The organism is uncultured Nostoc sp., from assembly GCF_937863485.1.
In the GTDB taxonomy this organism is placed as follows: Bacteria; Cyanobacteriota; Cyanobacteriia; order Cyanobacteriales; family Nostocaceae; genus Nostoc.
Map to the genome: position 1 here is coordinate 40,690 of NZ_CALMFY010000011.1, position 17,304 is coordinate 57,993.

14 protein-coding genes, 1 pseudogene and 3 riboswitches are annotated in these 17,304 nt (G+C 40.8%); of the genes and pseudogenes, 14 read left to right on the forward strand and 1 reads right to left on the reverse strand.

Annotated elements, in window-relative coordinates:
* Nucleotides 1-190 precede the first annotated feature (190 nt).
* Nucleotides 191-334, forward strand: a riboswitch (cobalamin riboswitch).
* A gap of 320 nt (nt 335-654) precedes the next feature.
* The 11 genes from Q0541_RS01415 (at nt 655) to Q0541_RS01465 (ending at nt 13,135) form a co-directional block, all read left to right on the forward strand.
* Complete coding sequence (locus Q0541_RS01415) at nt 655-945, forward strand: alpha/beta fold hydrolase (protein WP_298904506.1); 291 nt, start codon at nt 655-657, stop codon at nt 943-945.
* Entirely contained in the window at nt 921-1,922 is a 1,002-nt protein-coding gene (locus Q0541_RS01420) for a methyltransferase domain-containing protein (RefSeq protein ID WP_298904508.1), read from the forward strand. Before Q0541_RS01415 ends, Q0541_RS01420 begins: the two co-directional genes overlap by 25 nt.
* Before the next feature lie 997 nt (nt 1,923-2,919).
* Nucleotides 2,920-3,063, forward strand: a riboswitch (cobalamin riboswitch).
* A gap of 361 nt (nt 3,064-3,424) precedes the next feature.
* Nucleotides 3,425-4,480 (forward strand): cobalamin biosynthesis protein CobW, encoded by a 1,056-nt coding sequence (gene cobW / locus Q0541_RS01425; RefSeq protein ID WP_298904510.1) that lies wholly within the window; start codon nt 3,425-3,427, stop codon nt 4,478-4,480.
* Entirely contained in the window at nt 4,467-4,931 is a 465-nt protein-coding gene (locus Q0541_RS01430) for a hypothetical protein (protein WP_298904512.1), read from the forward strand. Before cobW ends, Q0541_RS01430 begins: the two co-directional genes overlap by 14 nt.
* Nucleotides 4,932-5,065: 134 nt before the next feature.
* On the forward strand, nt 5,066-5,524 hold the full coding sequence (locus Q0541_RS01435) for a hypothetical protein (RefSeq protein WP_298904514.1): 459 nt from the start codon (nt 5,066-5,068) through the stop codon (nt 5,522-5,524).
* Between the two features lie 225 nt (nt 5,525-5,749).
* A riboswitch (cobalamin riboswitch) is annotated at nt 5,750-5,900 on the forward strand.
* Nucleotides 5,901-6,317: 417 nt separating this feature from the next.
* Nucleotides 6,318-8,357, forward strand: a complete 2,040-nt coding sequence (locus Q0541_RS01440; RefSeq protein WP_298904540.1) for a TonB-dependent receptor — start codon at nt 6,318-6,320, stop codon at nt 8,355-8,357.
* Between the two features lie 34 nt (nt 8,358-8,391).
* Nucleotides 8,392-9,264 (forward strand): ferredoxin, encoded by an 873-nt coding sequence (locus Q0541_RS01445; protein ID WP_298904515.1) that lies wholly within the window; start codon nt 8,392-8,394, stop codon nt 9,262-9,264.
* A 107-nt stretch (nt 9,265-9,371) separates the two neighbouring features.
* The gene (locus tag Q0541_RS01450; RefSeq protein WP_298904517.1) at nt 9,372-10,589 is read left to right on the forward strand and encodes an ABC transporter substrate-binding protein; all 1,218 of its coding nucleotides are present in this window, start codon (nt 9,372-9,374) and stop codon (nt 10,587-10,589) included.
* Nucleotides 10,590-10,591: 2 nt separating this feature from the next.
* A complete protein-coding gene (locus tag Q0541_RS01455) occupies nt 10,592-11,683 on the forward strand; it encodes an iron ABC transporter permease (protein WP_298904519.1) in 1,092 nt (363 codons plus the stop codon).
* Nucleotides 11,680-12,699 (forward strand): ABC transporter ATP-binding protein, encoded by a 1,020-nt coding sequence (locus tag Q0541_RS01460; RefSeq protein WP_298904520.1) that lies wholly within the window; start codon nt 11,680-11,682, stop codon nt 12,697-12,699. Before Q0541_RS01455 ends, Q0541_RS01460 begins: the two co-directional genes overlap by 4 nt.
* 277 nt (nt 12,700-12,976) lie before the next feature.
* A complete protein-coding gene (locus tag Q0541_RS01465; RefSeq protein WP_298904521.1) occupies nt 12,977-13,135 on the forward strand; it encodes a hypothetical protein in 159 nt (52 codons plus the stop codon).
* A gap of 46 nt (nt 13,136-13,181) precedes the next feature.
* Here the strand turns inward: Q0541_RS01465 and Q0541_RS01470 are convergent.
* A pseudogene (locus tag Q0541_RS01470) lies at nt 13,182-13,926 on the reverse strand (IS1 family transposase).
* A 622-nt stretch (nt 13,927-14,548) separates the two neighbouring features.
* Between Q0541_RS01470 and Q0541_RS01475 the strand changes: the two are divergent.
* The 3 genes from Q0541_RS01475 to Q0541_RS01485 all read left to right on the forward strand — a co-directional run bounded on the left by Q0541_RS01475 (nt 14,549) and on the right by Q0541_RS01485 (nt 17,048).
* Nucleotides 14,549-14,869 (forward strand): RNA-binding protein, encoded by a 321-nt coding sequence (locus tag Q0541_RS01475; protein ID WP_273762368.1) that lies wholly within the window; start codon nt 14,549-14,551, stop codon nt 14,867-14,869.
* Between the two features lie 112 nt (nt 14,870-14,981).
* On the forward strand, nt 14,982-15,170 hold the full coding sequence (gene rpsU, locus Q0541_RS01480) for a 30S ribosomal protein S21 (protein WP_012407716.1): 189 nt from the start codon (nt 14,982-14,984) through the stop codon (nt 15,168-15,170).
* 123 nt (nt 15,171-15,293) lie between these two features.
* Entirely contained in the window at nt 15,294-17,048 is a 1,755-nt protein-coding gene (locus Q0541_RS01485) for a serine/threonine-protein kinase (protein ID WP_298904534.1), read from the forward strand.
* Nucleotides 17,049-17,304 lie beyond the last annotated feature (256 nt).

Consider the following 17,304-nt stretch of genomic DNA (forward strand, 5'->3'; position numbering starts at 1 on the left):
AAAAATTGTCAGCGCTATGTCACAAAACGCTGGCAACCCGAAAAAGTTTGTTGGGTTGAAAAATTGCAAAAGAATTGTCCAATAAAAATCCAGAGCAAGCTTTGGTAAAGAATGAAACTTGCTCCGATTAATGACGAATGCCAGTATAGATCGACCATTGATTTTTATGCAAGCAAATCACTGTTGTGTTAACATGCAGGGGAATCTCGGTTCTAGTGGGGAACAGCCACTAGAGGAAACGGGGAAAGTCCGGTGTAAATCCGGTGCTGTCCCGCAGCTGTAATCAAGGCTTGCCTTGTGAGTCAGAATGCCCGCCGAAGTTGACTTGTAAATTCTGTACATCTGCGAGGCACAGATTAAGTATTTTTATGAATATTTCTACAACTACTAGGCTTTACATTCTCATAGCCCCACATATCAGGACGCTACAGGTTACGGCTTTCTATGAGATGGTAGGCGATTAATTCATAATATGAAATTAATTATCCATAGAAATTGCTAATTTACTAGTACAACACGGCGGAAATAGCGCACCCATTAAACAGCTAATACTTTGCCTTTATAAGTCCACTTGAATGGCTTCGCCATAATATGATTAAAGGTTTAAGCAGATACATTAGATGAAACGCGAGAATCAAGAGTGGACACACTGTCATGACGACTTATAATCACGCCACCGTACAGGGACAGAAGCTTTTCTATCGCGAAGCGGGTTCTAAAAACGCGCCAACCATTGTGCTCCTGCATGGCTTCCCCAGCTCTTCGCATATGTTCCGGGATCTGATTCCGCAACTAGCAGATCGGTTCCATGTGATTGCACCAGACTATGTGGGTTTCGGCTACAGTGATGCGCCGAGTACGAATGACTTTGAATACACGTTCGACAATCTCGCGGCTTACGTAGAGGAGCGTTCAAAACAATGTCAACTTCATTATATTTTCTAATTGGTTTTCTTCTGCTTTTGGTAGTAGGAATTGCGACTTATTTGCTGACTGCCCGCAAGTATCAATCCTCAGCCACAGTTGCCGATTCCTACGATCAATGGACTGCTGACGGCATCTTAGAGTTTTATTGGGGGGAACACATTCACCTCGGTCATTACGGTTCGCCGCCACGACAGAAGGATTTTTTGGCTGCTAAATCTGACTTTGTACATGAAATGGTTAAATGGGGTGGAATAGAAAAATTACCTCCTGGTACTACCGTTTTAGATGTTGGCTGTGGTATTGGGGGCAGCAGCCGGATTTTAGCGCGAGATTATGGGTTTGCTGTCACAGGGATTACGATTAGCCCACAGCAGGTGAAACGCGCCCAGGAGTTAACGCCCCAAGAGGTAAACGCCCAGTTTGCGGTTGATGATGCGATGGCATTGTCGTTTCCAGATGCCAGTTTTGATGTGGTCTGGTCAATTGAAGCAGGCCCCCACATGCCAGATAAAGCTGTTTTTGCTAAAGAATTAATCCGGGTGCTAAAGCCAGGTGGAGTGTTGGTTGTAGCTGACTGGAATCAGAGGGATGACCGCCAAAAGCCGCTAAATTTTTGGGAGAAACCAGTGATGCGACAACTGCTAGATCAGTGGTCTCATCCAGCTTTTTCTAGCATTGAGGGATTCTCTGAGCTTTTAGCAGAGACTTCCTTAGTCGAGGGAGAGGTAATTACGGCAGACTGGACGCAAGAAACGCTTCCTTCTTGGTTAGATTCGCTCTGGCAAGGGGTGGTTCGACCGAGCGGATTTCTGCGTTATGGACTGTCTGGTTTCGTCAAGTCTGTGCGCGAGGTGCCAACGTTTTTGCTGATGCGTTTGGCGTTTGGTGTAGGGCTGTGTCGATTTGGAATGTTCCGCGCTGTGCGGGCGAACGGAAGTACAGAATTGATGGATAGAAACCTTGCTAAGGGAACTCCCTCAAGCTTGGTTGGGTAGCGATGCCTGCGGCAGGCTGCGCCTACGCATGATGACCAATTTTGAGTTTCCATTTATTGGTCTTTCCCACGAAGGCTACTGCTGCGACTGATGACCGGGCTGTGGAGATATAGCCACAACTTGAGGCTATATCTGGCGAGGAAGTGAGCAATGACACGGTAGCGTTAAACATTTAGCTTCTGATTTTGTAAAGGAAAACAAGAAGCAGAATTTGAGAAAAAGACTGAACTAGTGCTGAACGCGGCTAATACCAATTCTGTATGAAGATGCGGCAAACGAAATGAGGAACGAACCGCAAAGGACGCATTCGCGCAGCGTCTCGTAGAGAAGGACACAAAGAAAGAAATAAGAAGCCAAGAAAATTTGGCGCAGCCTCACAAAAAAATGGTATAAACCAACATTATCGCCGCTGTTTATTGAATTTGGGCAGTCGTTTATTGAATTCGGGCAGTCGTTTATTGAATTCGGGCAGTTGTTTATTGAATTCGGGTAGTTGTTTGTTAAATTCAGGCAACCACCAAGAATTCACGGAAAATAATTTATTGCTAATTTCTCGCCCTCTCTAAAACCGGGAGGATCCCAAATGTGCAAAATGGCCTTAGATGTCTACGCAGAATTAATTTTCACTCCTATGTCTATTTATAATTGCGATCGCTCTCCAAAAATGGATGTAACCGTTGTAGTAAGCTATGACTACTCCCTACAAATGTTCATAAAAATTCAGCATCCCAACGGATGGTAACGCTGCGTATGCGATCGCCTGCATAACAGCAAGCTCAAAAAGCACAACGTTTGGCAGCAAAATTGCGGGAGTTAAATATCGACCCAGATACAATTTAGCTTACCGCGATCGCTATTTTTTCAGAAATGCTGAGTGAAGTAGAAAGTACTCACTACTTATTGCAGTGAAGAATCCACAGTCTTGAGTAATTGACCCGATTTTTTAACTCAGCACTCTTTATTCATTTATGACTCAACACGAGCGCACTTTTGTGTTAATATGCAAAAGAATCTCGGTTCTAGTGGGGAACAGCCATTAGAGGAAACGGGGAAAGTCCGGTGTGAATCCGGCGCTGTCCCGCAGCTGTAATCAAGGCTTGCCTTGTGAGTCAGAATGCCCGCCGAAGTTGACTTGTAAATTTTGTACATCTGCGAGGCACAGATAGGTATTTTTATGAAGATTTCTACAACTACTAGACTTTACATTCTCATAGCCACACATATCAAAACGCTACAGGTTACAGCTTTCTATGAGATGGTAGGTTGTTAATTCTGGGTATAAATTGCGCGATCGCTCGCACTAATTCTCTTTGGCGTAACTATTCACGAAAAAGATGGATACGCTTATTTATTTAGCTAATGTTCACGCCGAATAAATTCAATTACCTTCCACATCACCTGCAAATTAGTAGAGAGGGGAAATTCCACGTCTCTACAGCATGATATCTGCGGTTGAAACTTCTTTCTTGTGATTGCAAAATTAATCAACAAACAACATTTATATGCACAAAATTCCCGTCACAGTAATTACAGGATTTCTAGGCGCAGGTAAAACGACACTAATTCGCCATTTACTGCAAAACAATGAAGGGCGACGCATTGCTGTTTTGGTGAATGAATTTGGAGAAATCGGAATTGATGGCGAACTATTGCGTGATTGCCAAGTTTGTGACGATGAAGAAGACCCCAACAGTAATATTGTTGAACTCACTAACGGTTGCTTGTGCTGCACGGTGCAAGAGGAATTCTTACCAGCAATGCAAGAATTACTGAAGCGACGGGCGAACCTTGACTGTATGTTAATTGAAACCTCTGGACTAGCACTCCCAAAACCATTGGTGCAAGCATTTCGCTGGCCAGAGATTCGTACAGGGGCTACAGTGGACGGCGTAATCACTGTGGTGGACTGTGAAGCGTTGGCAACTAATCAATATGTAAGCGATTTAGCAGCCCTCTTAGCACAGCGACAAGCCGACTCTAGCATAGAACACGAAACACCGATTGAGGAACTATTTGAAGATCAGTTGGCTTGTGCTGATTTAGTGTTGCTTACTAAGAGCGATCGCGTTGATGAACAAACGCAAGTTAGAGTGCAGGATTGGCTAAAGCAGAGTTTATCTCCTGGTGTAAAAGTCATTCCTTGTCAGGACGGTAAAATCAGTAGCAATTTGTTACTCGGTTTCAACGCTGCGGTAGAAGATAACTTAGATAGTCGTCCCAGTCACCACGACAACGAAGCCGAACACGAACATGATGAAGGGATTAATGCAGTGCAACTACTGCTAGACCAAGCATTTGAGCCGGCTGTCTTGGTTAAACGCTTGCAAACATTGGTACAACAGCAAGAAATTTACCGAATTAAGGGATTCGTGGCAGTTCCGAATAAAGCCATGCGTATGGTATTACAGGGTGTTGGTAATCGATTTGACTACTTTTATGACCGGACTTGGCAACCCCATGAACCCCGTCAAACACGATTAGTGTTGATTGGACGGGAACTTGAGCAGGTTCGCATTGAGTCATTGGTGTTGGGGGAGGAAGTGAATGCGACCTTCTAAGAGTGTCTGGGAAGGAAATTTTGGTTACTGGCAAAACAGCTTTATCCATAACAATCTGCTGGTAATCGGTTACACAGGATGGAAGGGATTTCAGTCATTTGGGCGGGGAGTTGTTATTTGTGATCTGGATACTCAAGTTACTCACCCTACAATTACAAGTCTTGATGCAGTTCCCTTCACCCTCCAATTTCTCCCCTCCGATCTGATTAGGTTTTACTTGCGTTCGTTTCAGGATGGCGGATTTATATCACAATCAATCTGCTCATCGATGATTTCATCAATTTTCCCAGCGATCGCAACATACAATCCCCATCAAGATATTCTTCTGGTGCTAAAAGCTGAACCTCAATTTGAGGTTAATTTCTTACACCAACTAAAAATTACTCCACCCGATTGCTACGAACAAGTTTGCAAGCGTTGGTCAGAGTTTAATCCAAGTCTAATGCCCTAAAACTTACTTTATTTGCCAATGCTCAAACCAAAATCAAGCAATACTCCCAAACCTACTCACTACCAAAATGCGACGATAGATTATTACATGGGACTCACAAATTCCTGGCAGTTATCAAAAGGAGTTTAATCAAGATGACCCCAGAAATAAACACCAAAGATTGGCAACAAGCTTTTATCGCCACCAATATATTAGCAATTGGTTACAACGCTTGGATCGGTTATTTAGGGGGAGAACGTGGTGTCATAATTTGCAGTACCAACTCTCCGCATTTAAGTATGGCTGGCGAAACATTTAAAGCGCATTTTATCCCGCGTAAAAATCTCGCAGCTTTCTTAAATGCTTGGTTAGTAGCACCCGATACCGTACTGTTGCAAAGACACTTCATGAATGCTCATATTATTCTCGAAGCTGTAGATAAGTATAATCCGCAGACTGATGTTGTATTTTTATTAGAGTATGGTCATCAAGCTGAGTTTTTCTATTTAACTAATCTACCAATTACACCACTGCAATGTTACCAAACTGTATGCAAAGAATGGACAGAATTCCAACCTCAGCATCCCCTCTCACTAGGAACAAAAATACAGTGAGACTCATCCAAAATAAAAAAGAATTTTTCTGGTTTTCTTACCTTGTCCCAATTGTGATATATAGAGTTTTAATAGCAAAGTTAAAAACTCAAATACCTTAGCCTTAAAAACTTCAAAATTATTTATTCAAACAGTGGTTGATTAAATTTTGTCTATATTCAGTAAGTAATATTAATAATCAAAATTGTTATCAACTGAATTTACATGCAGACAGTAAGTGTGGTAATCTGACACATAACTGTCGGTTCTGATGGGGAGCAGCCATCAGGTGCAAGGGGGAAAGTTCGGTGTAAATCCGGCGCTGTCCCGCAGCTGTAATGAGACGAATGTAACGTGTCTCAAAGTCAGAATACCCGCCGACTCACTCTAGACACAAAACACTTATCTGCGAGGTACAGATGATATATATAATTAATGAATTTCATGGGTACAAGTATCGTTTTAAGACAGTACCCTCTGCAAGTTTTACTACTTCGCTTCGCTGTTAGTAGCAACACTCAATTTTAGATAATCTTGTAGGAATTTTGGTATCCATAAAGAATACCACAATGTCTTTTTTGCTATCCAAATAGTATCCACCATGATTTAGGTATGGCAGCATTGCAGCAAGCTAGTTGAAGCCTAAATCCCAAAAACTCATAGCACAAATAAATACCTGAATTTACTGAAAACGAGGAGTTTCATGTCCACTTTTTTCATGTCCACTTTCCCGATAGTTACTTATTGTGAATTTTTCTCAAAAATCTTCGTTTTTACCGCAATCTATGGGATGGTATGTAAAGGAAATGTAGCGATGCCTGGGGCGGGCTACGCCTACGCTAATCAAGTTCCACAAATATCTGAGTTTTCCAAGCACGAAGGTACTGCAAAAGACTTACAACCAGTTGCACAAATAACACCTGAGAAGACTCCAGCATCCACAGAAGAACCAGATATTGAATTAACAGTCATCGACAAGCTATTGAATGAACCCGTTTACTCACCCTTTCGCCGCGAGGGGACAGTGAAAGATTCCACCCGTCCGGTTTACGTCATTACCGGTGAAGAAATGGAAGCGCAAGGTGCTAGAACTGTCAGAGAAGCACTAAAATTTCTTCCTGGTATTTTGCCTGATGGTACAGTTGGCACGGAAGTAAACGCCTTAAGCGGTCAATTTATCCGAGGTTCTAACTCTGCACAAGTCTTGATTTTGCTTGATGGTAGACCGATTAACGATCTAGGTTCCGGTGGTTTTGACCTTTCAGAATTTACTACCAATATTGTTGAAAGAGTGGAAGTATTACCAGGTGGTGGTTCTACCCTTTATGGTTCTGATGCGATTGGGGGAGTGATTAACATTATCACTCGGCGTCCCACAGAAAAAGTGACAACACAAGTAGGAGTCATCCTTGGCGCTTATGGGCTAAATCAGCAGACTATCAACAATAGCGGCAAAGTAGGGAATATTTCTTGGGTTGTAGGTTACAACCGTACCGAAGCCGAAAATAATTATCCTTTTTCCATCCCAGAAGCGAACTTTGAGGGAACCAGGGAAAATAATGATACTCTCTACAATAACTTTAATGTCAAGTTAGAGGCGGATTTAGGTTCTCGCAATACCCTAACCCTCTCAACCCTATATTTAGGCAAAGACCAAGGAGTACCAGGAGGAGTCCCCATTCCTGAACCATTATATGGTCAAGGTTATTTTAACTCGTTGACGGATAGCGATCGCAAATACACAGACCAAGTTCTCACCGATTTAACCTGGAACTCAAAACTAGGAAGTGGGGATGATTCACTGCTAACAGCAAAAGTTTACGCAGATTTCCTTAACACTCGCTATGATAGTCGCAATTCATCCCAAGCACGATATGATAACGGGCAAACTTCTTATGGATTGCAAACACAACACAGTTGGAAATTTGCTAATAATCAAACCCTAGTTTATGGCTTTGATTACCGCAATGTAGCAGCTACTAACAGTACATTTGACTTTTCTGTTAATACAAAAACAGTCACTTACGACGATAGTATTAGTCAAGGGGCGCTATTTGCTAGATATGAAATTAACTTTACGCCTAGCTTCACTGCCAACTTAGGTTTACGCCAGGATTTTAGCAGCTTGACAAATGGTTCATTTACATCACCGAGTGTCGGGACAAAATTTGCGCTTACCGACTCTACCACTGTGAGAGCTAATTATATCAAGAATTTCCGCGCACCGAATCTTTTTAGTTTATATGCGAATGGTGGTAGTTACGTTGGTAATCCTAATCTCCGTCCAGAAAAAGGCGATAGTTATGATATCGGAATTGACCAGAAGTTAGGTAATTTTGGTTTGTTACGCTTGACCTATTTCAACAACACAATATCAGATTTAATCGCCTATAACTTTGATGTTCCTGTAGCTACTTACGAAAATATTGGTAAGGTTCGTACTACAGGAATCGAAGCAGTTTTAAATTTGCAGCTAGCGAAGAATATTTATGCCTTTGTTAATTATACAGCAAATGATCCGCGGATTTTGAGAAGTACAAATTCTGCCGAAGTTGATAAAGAATTACGGTTCGCCGGTGCAGATAGTTTAAATGCAGGACTTTCTTACGAAACTCGCCAAGGTTTATATACTGGAATACTAATGCATTCTTTAGGTGCGTATTCAATAAACAATACCAATACAGAATCTTTATCTGGGTACACTACTTTTGATTGGAAAATGCGGGTTAGTCTCAGTGATACATTAGTGTTAACAGGCAGTGTAGATAATATCTTTAACCAGAGATACCAATTATTCCCTGGTTTTCCTGATGGGGGGAGAGTTTTTCAAGTTGGTTTTAGTTCAACATTCTGATGGAATAAGGTGACTAATATAAGGAGAATATCTCATGGCTGAATTCAATTCTTGGGTAACACCATTAAATCAAGTTGTCACTGAGACTTTATCTACGGAAGGGTCTATTGAATATGAATATTTTGATTGTGGGAGTGATGTTTTGTCATCGTTACTTTACACTTTATTTCAGCACAATTGGCAGCAGGTAGGGGTAGGGCATATTGTTCAAGGAGGTGTATTAGAATTAGAATTTAATGCTCCACCCAAAATTTGTATCCTCTATGATGGATATCTCACAGTAGTCACAGAAGGCTGGCATTTGCACCTATGTATTGAGGCTAATTTAGGTGGCCCTTATTGTAAGACTCCTTTAGAATTAAGGCAACAACGTCAAGTAAATCGTGCTGCATTTTATCGACGGTTTAATGCAGAAGGTATCCCTAGAAGTTGGGGAATCGATTTTTGGAATGGTGCAGATGAAAACCTGATGACTATTTTCTTGCCAAATCCATATGTAGAAGGTGAAAATTTATTACCAGAAGGTAAGCCTAATTTATCAAAGTTAGCTCTTTATCAGGAACTGCGAGATATCTATGTATTGGGAAACAAACCTATACCATTTACCAAAAATCCCCTAAAACATTCTTATATCTCAGTTTGCACTTCAACTCGCTGTCTTCCTTCCCGCAAATGGCAACCTACATTTGATGCTTTAAAATCAGCGGTGGAAAAAGCAGGTGTGGAAGTGGAAGTGAGGACATCTGGCTGTTTAGAAGTTTGCCAACTAGGGCCAGTTGTATTTTATTCAAATGATAGAACTTGGTACACTCGTGTTAACCCAAATGTAGCTGAAACTATTGTTAATGAACATTTAGTAAAAGGTAACAAAGTTACTGAATACCGCTATCCACCAGATTCCGTCTAATTTCTCCTTTTTTTTAATCTCACGCAAAGATATAAAGCACTTTTAATTTATATCATCCTTTTTTACTCTAACTCTTTGCGGGAAAAAATAATATTTTTATTTAACCCATGAAATTGATAAAAAACCCTCATCCAAAACCCATAATTTTTTTATGCCAATTACTTTTAATAGCAACTTTAATAATTGCCTGCAATAGTACAGTAATTAATATATCTACTAATACCAACAATAACGCCTGTATTCAAAAATATGACCTAAAAACTGATTATTTTCCCAATAAAATCAAGATTACCCATGCAACAGGCTTGGCAGTAGAGTATCATAAACACTACAAAGTCGTCACAATCAAAAACCCTTGGCAAAATGCTAAGACAGGTTTTCAATATGTTCTAGTTCAATGTGGAACTCCTACGCCACAAGGATTTAATCAAACACAGGTAATTACAGTACCAGTAAATTCTATAGTCTCTCTTTCTACTACTCATTTACCCCACTTAGCAAAGTTAGGAGTAGTTGATAAATTGATTGGCGTTAGTAATAGTAAGCAAATAAATACCCCTGATGTGGTAGAAAGAATCAAAGCTGGGAAAATATCACAAATAGGTAATAATGAAAATGTGGATATAGAGAAATTATTAGAATTAAATCCTGACTTGGTAACAACTTATGGTAGTGGAAATCCCCAAACTGATAGCTATGCCAAACTCACAGAGGCAGGTTTGAAAGTGGGGATAAATGCAGAATATATGGAAGACACACCATTGGGAAGAAGTGAATGGCTGAAATTTACGGCATTGTTTTTTAATAAGGAAGAAAAAGCAGAAAAAATCTTTAATCAAATTACTAATAAATATGAACAAATAGCTCAAAAAGCCAAGTCTGTAAAAAATCGTCCGACTGTATTTGTTGGATTTAACTTTAAAGGAACTTGGTATACACCTGGGGGCAAAAGTTACGTAGCCAAATATCTGGCTGACGCAGGAGCAAACTACCTCTGGAGTAATGATAAATCATCTGGTAGTTTACCTCTATCTTTTGAAGTCGTTTTGGAACGTGCAGCCAATGCTGATTACTGGTTAAATTTTCGTCAATCTTGGAATACTTTAAAAGATTTAGTTGCAGAAGATAATCGTTATGCTGATTTTAAGGCTGTGAAACAGGGAAATCTTTATAATAATAATGCCCGTGTCAATGAAAATGGGGGTAATGATTACTGGGAAGATGGTATTAGTAACCCAGATGTCGTTTTATCTGACTTGCTTAAGATACTGCATCCAGATATATTACCTAATCATAAACTATTTTATTACGGCAAACTTATTTAATAATGTTAATTAAAAAATCTAAATTTAAAATAGCCTTACTAAACCAAAAAGCTCTGGCTCTAAAAATTGTTATTTTCTCAAGTTTACTGATAGGTTTAATATTTGCCTTTTTATTAGACTTAGCTTTAGGTTCAGTTGATATTCCTATTAATGAAGTAGTCCAAATTTTGCTAGGACAAGAAATAGAAAAAACGACATGGGCTAATATTATTCTCAAATTTCGTTTACCTAAAGCTTTAACTGCAACTTTAGCTGGTGCAGCTTTAGGTGTAAGTGGCTTGCAAATGCAAACTTTATTTAAAAATCCCTTAGCAGGGCCTTTTGTATTGGGTATTAGTTCTGGTGCAAGTTTAGGTGTAGCGTTAGTTATGCTGACAGCAAGTGCTATCGGTACACCAACATTATTAGCAAATTTGGGGTATTTAGGTGATTTTGGTTTAGTCATAGCTGCAAGTCTCGGTGCAGCATCAGTTTTAGGAATGATGTTAGTTGTTTCTCGCCGAGTGCAAGATACAATGACGCTACTGATTTTAGGTTTATTGTTTGGCTATGCTACGAGTGCAATTGTTAGTATTTTGTTGCAGTTTAGCTCAAAAGAACAGATTCAAAGTTATATAATGTGGACTTTTGGTAGTTTTGCTGGGGTGACTTGGAAACAGTTAGTTGTTTTAATTCCAGTGATCCTTTTGAGTTTATTCTTAGCAGTGCTGCAATCAAAATCTTTGAATGCACTTTTACTTGGGGAATCTTATGCACGTAGTCTAGGTTTAACGGTGCAAAAAACCAGATTTTCTATTATTACTAGTGCATCTATGTTAGCAGGTGGAATTACTGCTTTTTGTGGCCCTATAGCATTTTTAGGTGTGGCAATTCCTCATCTGTGTCGTAGTCTATTCAATACTTCCGACCATCGAATATTAATCCCTAGTGTAATAATCATGGGTGCAATATTAGCGCTAATTGCAGATTTGTTTTCCCAACTTTGGGTAAGTCAGATGGTTTTACCTTTAAATGCTGTCACCGCTTTAATTGGAACTCCTGTTGTCACTTGGGTAATTCTGCGGCGTAATTCCCAAAAATCTTTTCCCTCATGAATGATGCAATTTTAACAACTCACAACCTGACTATTGGTTACAAGACATCCCGAAAAACTGTTCGGTGTGTTGCGTCTGATATTTCTCTATCTCTCTTAACTGGGGAACTGGTTTGTTTACTTGGCCCCAATGGTGCGGGTAAATCTACATTACTGCGATCGCTCGCCGGAATGCAACCACCCATAGCAGGCCAAGTGCGACTCTTGGGAGAAAACATATATCATTTAAAACCACAAGAATTAGCAAAACGTCTGAGTTTGGTACTCACTGAGAAAGTTGATGTGGGAATGCTATCAGCCTACACCTTGGTGAGTTTGGGGCGATATCCTTACACTGACTGGTGGGGAAATTTGACACCCCAAGATGAAGCTATAGTACATTGGGCAATTAAATCTGTAGGAGCAGTACACTTAGCACAACGCCAAGTTAGCGAATTAAGTGATGGTGAACGTCAAAAAATTATGATTGCGCGTGCTTTGGCTCAATCACCTATTGTTATGTTACTTGATGAGCCAACAGCATTTCTCGATTTACCGCGACGCGTAGAAATTATGCAATTGTTGCGCCAGTTAGTACGGGAAACTAATCAAGCAATTCTCCTTTCTACCCATGATTTAGATTTAGCTTTGCGGATTGCAGATAAAGTTTGGCTATTATCAACTAATGGCATTTTACACGTTGGTGCACCGGAAGATTTAGTGTTGAGTGGTGCGTTTGCTGATACTTTCGAGAGTGAAGGTGTAGAGTTTGATGTTGCTTCTGGCGAATTTCATCTCCATACATCCGACAAGGGAGAAATTAATTTGATAGGTGAGGGTGAGGGTATCGCGTCTGTGTGGACTATTCGTGCTTTAAAACGTGCAGGTTTCCAAGTTAATCAAAATAAAAATAGCTTACCAATCTCAGTAGAAGTGATAACAAAATCTAAACAAGTTTTGTGGAAAATCACAAACAGCCAGAGTGTGTACACTCATCATTCGTTGTATGAAATGATTAAATTTTTGGATTGTTTATAAAAATGCTGTCCGATAAACGTTATCAAAAGTTGCACTAGTGGATGACTATAAAAGGAAGTAGCAATAGTAAATGCAAAAATAAGTTTATGTTATAATAGTAATCATTGCAGTTGATTAGTTATTGCTTGCTAAAAAAGCGTTGCAATCTTTATAGATTACTTTTAGACAAGTTTTAATTCTGTTTTGGAATCTGTTCTCAAACGTAACCTAAATCATACCGGACTTGATTACCTGGAATCACCAGACTTCTACTTTCCCACGCGGGAATCTCTAGGCAGTGTGCTTTTGGCTAAGGGTAATTATAGAGAGTTTAAAAAAGTATCCCCATTATGGGCGTTCTTTATTTGGCTTGCAGGCAGTAGGCAAACATGAGGCCGCTCAAGTTGTCAAAGCCGAATTGGAAACGGCTTGGAAAGGTGATGATAAGCAGACATAGCCAAAATGTCATAAAAAAATTCGGCGTTGCTGAATCGAAGTATGAATCAAGCGATCGCCTCAAGCTTGCGGGCGCACAGCGCCCGCAGCGCCACCGAACCGTACTTGAGATAATATATTACTAATCGAATTGAATATTTCAGCATTTCTTCGGTTTTAGAGTAGCAGAAAGTTTTACGATGTAGACGAGCAAGATAATGCCTTAACCTACTATTTTCACCTTCTCCCAAAGGGAGACGCTGCGCGAACAACTCTTGTCATATATGTTTTGCTAACAATGTGGTCTTCATTACTAATGAAACTAGGATAAACTGGATAACCATCTGTTACATAAAAATCCGAATTCCAACATTTAATAATCAACCACAGTAATTTAAATGTTTCAGAGCTTCTGTCTCCTAAAACCCAGGCTAAGATCCCTGGATAGCTTTTATTTACTGCTGTCCACAACCAAACTTTGTTTTTTTTACCGACAAAAGTTTCTAATTCATCAAAAGAGTGTAACTTCAGGTATTTCATCCCTTTCTGGTGAATTAGGTAAAATCTCACCCGTTTTCTTTACCCAAGTTATTACAGTTGTATGATGCACATTCTTGACCCGTTCTATAGCTCGAAAGCCTAGACCATTCACATACATTTCTAAACACTCACGTTTTATTTCTTCAGAATAACCTTGCAACTCATAAGAATCTATAAACTGACGACCACACTGAGCACAAATGTAATGCAAGTTTACTTGCTTTTTTGCCAATATGAGCGAATATGAGTTGATGCACACCTTGGACATTGCATAGCGATGTCTACGACGGGCTACGCCTACGCTTGAATTCATACTTCAATTATGCAACGCCAAAAATTCAAAATCATCGTTTGCGTAACCGCGGCCATAGGAGAAGTTCAACCCTTAGCCTCTCACGCCACTTGCTCCGCAACTTTTGGACGATGCTCCTTCAAGCTGGGAGAAGACCGCAGTTGCTTTCATAGCGGGTTATCCAAAGAAGTACAAGCCGACATAGCCTTTATTTGTTGCCTGACTTTGCCTTTCATATTAAAATTTGGGAGTAATGCTTCATGGTTAATGCAGTCAAACGTTCAATTCGGATATTAAAGATGCGCCCCTCCATGTCTGATTTCCTTTATCACCCTACAGAATTTATCTTCTTGCATTTCCAAACCTTTTTTGCAATGGGCTGTACTTAGGGTAGGTGGGGGGAGGCGATCGCACCTAAGCGATCGCATCACTGGTTAACTATCTACTGGATGCAGAGAGTTGGCTCCTATGTCATCCTAGATTTAGGAGAGTTAATTCGGTGATGTCTTTGGTTTTAGTATTGAAGGGCTTTTTCCTTTTAGTATTTACAGACTTCTCAGAGAAATTAAAATCTCTACACAGTGATGATTTTGGAGAGAATCGATGTCAATTTATGTAGGTAACCTCTCTTATGACGTTACACAAGAGGATTTAAGTGGTATTTTTGCAGAATATGGTACTGTAAAGCGGGTTCAAGTACCTACTGACCGTGAAACTGGTCGTCCACGAGGCTTTGCTTTTGTGGAAATGGGAACTGAAGCCGAAGAAACAGCTGCCATTGAAGCTCTAGACGGTGCTGAGTGGATGGGTCGTGACCTGAAAGTGAATAAGGCTAAACCTAAAGAAGACAGAGGTGATAGAGGTTCCTTTGGTGGTAACCGAGGAGGATACGGCGGTGGCGGTGGCGGACGCTCCCGCTACTAACCTTGGAAAAAAAATTTACCAAGAGTCTTAAGGTCAGACGAAGAGTCTGTCTTTTTTTTGTACTGCTACTGCCTGCATAGCTATTGATGAAGTCAACTTAGTAGGAGAAATAATGACCCAAGTAATTGTAGGTGACAATGAACACATTGAGTCAGCCTTACGACGATTTAAGCGAGAAGTTTCCAAGGCTGGAATTTTTCCAGACATGAGAAAGCATCGTCATTTTGAAACACCCCTAGAAAAACGCAAGCGCAAAGAAGTTGCCAAGCACAGGCAGAGTAAGAGAAGTTTTCGTAATTAAGGACTGACATACATCTAAACGAATGCCCTCATAGATTTTATGAGGGTTTTCCTTTTGCCTATTTTAAAATCAGGAAACCTAAAGAAACGCTAAAATCAAGTCAGCCTTTGTATTGTAGCGGTTGTGTCCCACATCACTCAGAGTGCGGTTCACTGCATAAATCCTGATTGTCAACGTCCTTATCCTCAGCCTTGGGGAAACAAATTTTGTAACAGCTGTGGCGCACCGCTAGAGTTGTTAGACCGCTATGTTCCACTTCAGCCCTTGGGGTCGGGAGGATTTGCTCAAATTTACACGGTTTGGGATGAAAAAACTCAAACCGAAAAAGTACTGAAAGTGTTGGTAGAAGATTCACCAAAGGCACTGGAATTATTTACCCAAGAGGCGGCAGTTTTATCTAGCTTGCAGCATCCAGGCGTCCCCAGAGTTGATGCCGATGGGTATTTTCACGTAAAATTGTTTAATCCCAAACCACGCCAACTGCCTTGTCTGGTAATGGAAAAAATCAATGGGCGGACTTTAGAGGAGATATTAAAAAAGTTTCCCCAAGGGTGTCCAGAGGATTTGGTTTTAAACTGGTTCGCCCAAGCTGTACAGATTTTACAGGAATTACATAAACGTCAGATTATTCACCGCGATATCAAACCTTCTAATTTAATGTTGGACTCTTCGCCATCTGTAACCCCGCTTCAAGGGCAAACAGAGGGCGATCGCGTGGTACTAATTGATTTTGGAGGGGCAAAACAGTTTAGCGCCTCAAAGCTACGTCACTCTAGTTCCACCCGATTATTTTCTTCGGGCTACAGTCCACCAGAACAAGTGACTGGAGGTATTGTCGGGCCAAGTGCTGATTTTTATGCCCTCGGTCGAACGGTGATTGAACTACTAACAGGCAAATACCCGTTAGAGTTGGAAGATCAGCAAACGGGGAAATTGCGCTGGCGAACTGCGGTAAATGTCAACCCGCAACTAGCTTCTTTGCTTGATGAAATGGTGCAGGAGGATGTGCGATCGCGTCCAGCAAATGCAGCTATGATTCAAAAACGGTTGGCGAAGATTTCTCGACCATTACCGCCGTCAGGGTTATTTTCCCAACTACGGAACAACGTTAAGCAAGCCTCAACGCAAGCTTCCCAGAGATTTAGACTACTAACACAAGCTATTAAACAAGCTTTAGCTAACTTTAGCCAAGCTGTAACTAAAACCGTTATTTTTATTGCTCAGGCAATCATCAAAACTTTCCAAGCTTGTTTAGCGACGATTTGGGCGATGATCCTGACTAGTATCGGCGCTTGCTTTGGTGCGATCGCTGGTTTTATTTTGGCATATCGCACCAGCTTGGGTCGTCAGGTTGTGGAATTGATTTTGAGTCAGCTAAACCAATTAGTGCCAAATACTCAACCAGTCTTCGGGGCAGATATTTTGGTATTCGTCGCCGCAGGCTGGGGAACCGCATGGGGACTAACAGTATCTGGGTGTTTTGGTCAACGGCGGCGCTTTTTAGTGGCGTCGCTAATGGGCATGATTAGCTATGGCTTTGGCTGGTTGATTTTGCAATTAATCACACCAAAAGACAGCGGCGAGGGCTTAGTGGCAGTAATTTTGGTGGCAGTTTGCCTACTCACCTTGAGTTTAGGTCTTCGCAGCCATCACATAGTGTACGCTGTGTTCGCTGCCTTTGGCAGTGCGATCGCCTATGCAGTTTTGATTCTTTTGAAGTTAGCACCTCCGATCTTCCAATTTTCTAGTCAACCAGCCTGGTCAGAGTTATACTTACCTCTGACTTTTTTTGGTTCTGTGGGCTTCTTGATCAGCTTCTGGTTAGGAGTGAGTTACTACCTAATTGTGCCTGGATTGCGCTTTTTTGGGTGGCGGTGAACAAGGCAGGGGCACAGGGGCAGGGGAGCAAGAATTTTAGATTTTAGATTTTGGATTTTAGATTGAAATTTAATCCAAAATCTAAAATCCAAAATCCAAAATTGAATTGCCCAATGCCCAATACCCAATACCTAAAAACAAGATCCCCCTAGCCGTATTTTTCATCCAGCTAGGGGGATCACATAAGTGGTAGTCTATAAAAGGTTCGGTATAGTTGCTTATGATTCGATTCTATAATCTATATTTCAGTTTGAGT

What these genes read in the sequence shown, in the direction of transcription:
- Q0541_RS01415 (WP_298904506.1), top strand. Translation starts at nt 655, where the DNA reads ATGACGACTTATAATCACGCCACCGTACAGGGACAGAAGCTTTTCTAT.
- Q0541_RS01420 (WP_298904508.1), top strand. Translation starts at nt 921, where the DNA reads ATGTCAACTTCATTATATTTTCTAATTGGTTTTCTTCTGCTTTTGGTA.
- cobW (WP_298904510.1), top strand. Translation starts at nt 3,425, where the DNA reads ATGCACAAAATTCCCGTCACAGTAATTACAGGATTTCTAGGCGCAGGT.
- Q0541_RS01430 (WP_298904512.1), top strand. Translation starts at nt 4,467, where the DNA reads ATGCGACCTTCTAAGAGTGTCTGGGAAGGAAATTTTGGTTACTGGCAA.
- Q0541_RS01435 (WP_298904514.1), top strand. Translation starts at nt 5,066, where the DNA reads ATGACCCCAGAAATAAACACCAAAGATTGGCAACAAGCTTTTATCGCC.
- Q0541_RS01440 (WP_298904540.1), top strand. Translation starts at nt 6,318, where the DNA reads ATGCCTGGGGCGGGCTACGCCTACGCTAATCAAGTTCCACAAATATCT.
- Q0541_RS01445 (WP_298904515.1), top strand. Translation starts at nt 8,392, where the DNA reads ATGGCTGAATTCAATTCTTGGGTAACACCATTAAATCAAGTTGTCACT.
- Q0541_RS01450 (WP_298904517.1), top strand. Translation starts at nt 9,372, where the DNA reads ATGAAATTGATAAAAAACCCTCATCCAAAACCCATAATTTTTTTATGC.
- Q0541_RS01455 (WP_298904519.1), top strand. Translation starts at nt 10,592, where the DNA reads ATGTTAATTAAAAAATCTAAATTTAAAATAGCCTTACTAAACCAAAAA.
- Q0541_RS01460 (WP_298904520.1), top strand. Translation starts at nt 11,680, where the DNA reads ATGAATGATGCAATTTTAACAACTCACAACCTGACTATTGGTTACAAG.
- Q0541_RS01475 (WP_273762368.1), top strand. Translation starts at nt 14,549, where the DNA reads ATGTCAATTTATGTAGGTAACCTCTCTTATGACGTTACACAAGAGGAT.
- rpsU (WP_012407716.1), top strand. Translation starts at nt 14,982, where the DNA reads ATGACCCAAGTAATTGTAGGTGACAATGAACACATTGAGTCAGCCTTA.